The sequence below is a fragment of the Ruegeria sp. CE9 genome (assembly GCF_056537425.1).
The window spans coordinates 1-1,002 of record NZ_JBQFRO010000095.1 but is presented as its reverse complement, the minus strand read 5'-3'; the positions used below and the strand labels follow the sequence as shown (position 1 = coordinate 1,002).

Sequence of the window (1,002 nt, the reverse complement as noted above, 5' to 3'; positions counted from 1 at the left end):
ATGGCCTGATGCATGTCAAGCTCTACGAGGACATTGCGCGCCATGGCGAGATTGCGACCGCCTATGCCTATCCCGTGAAGGTGGAAGAGCGCTATGTGATGGATCCGTCTCCAATCCCGAAATTCGACAATCCCAAATTGGAAAGCCCTGCCTTGCAATTGTTTGGGGCGGGACGTGAGCAAAGGATTTATGCCCTGCCACCCTATACCAAGGTCGTGAGTCTCGATTTTGAAGATTACCCCTTTGATCCGTCAAAAGCGGCACATCCTTGTGCGCTATGTGGGGCTGAAGACAGTTATTTAGATGAGGTGATCGTGGATGATGCGGGCGGGCGGATGTTTGTCTGTTCTGACACAGATTACTGCGCCAGCCGCCGCGAGACAGGAGAGGCCGCATGACCCCGCTTTTGCAAGTGCGCAATATTGAGAAACGCTACGGCACGCGGATTGGCTGTGCAGATGTCTCGTTTGATCTTTATCCAGGCGAAGTCTTGGGGATTGTGGGCGAGTCTGGGTCAGGTAAGTCTACGCTGCTCAATTGCCTAGCGGGGCATCTGAGCCCTGATCAGGGGGAAGTGATTTTTGACACCCGTGCCGATGGCCCCCGTGATGTCCGTCAGATGCCTGAGGCCGAGCGGCGGATGCTGTCGCGCACCGATTGGGCCTTTGTGCATCAAAATCCGCGTGATGGATTGCGGATGCGGGTATCCGCAGGCGGTAATGTCGGCGAGCGGTTGATGGCGGTCGGCGCTCGTCATTATGGCGATATTCGCCAGACCGCAGGTGACTGGCTGAGCAAGGTTGAAATCGACACCGCCCGTATGGATGATCGCCCTTCGGCCTTTTCGGGTGGGATGCAGCAGCGCCTGCAAATCGCGCGCAATTTGGTGACGGGCCCGCGCCTTGTTTTCATGGACGAACCCACGGGCGGCTTGGACGTTAGCGTGCAGGCACGGCTGTTGGATTTGCTGCACGGTCTTGTCCGCCGTATGGGATTGTCGGC

General features: G+C 57.2%; 2 protein-coding genes. Both read left to right on the top strand.

Annotation, left to right across the window (positions count from 1 at the left end; all coding sequences use genetic code 11):
• The coding region (locus ACR0B3_RS24260; RefSeq protein ID WP_480811275.1) for an alpha-D-ribose 1-methylphosphonate 5-phosphate C-P-lyase PhnJ at positions 1-398 on the top strand (398 nt) is incomplete at its 5' end.
• On the top strand, positions 395-1,002 hold a 608-nt coding region (gene phnK, locus ACR0B3_RS24255; protein WP_480811274.1), incomplete at its 3' end, for a phosphonate C-P lyase system protein PhnK. The genes ACR0B3_RS24260 and phnK, both read left to right, overlap by 4 nt.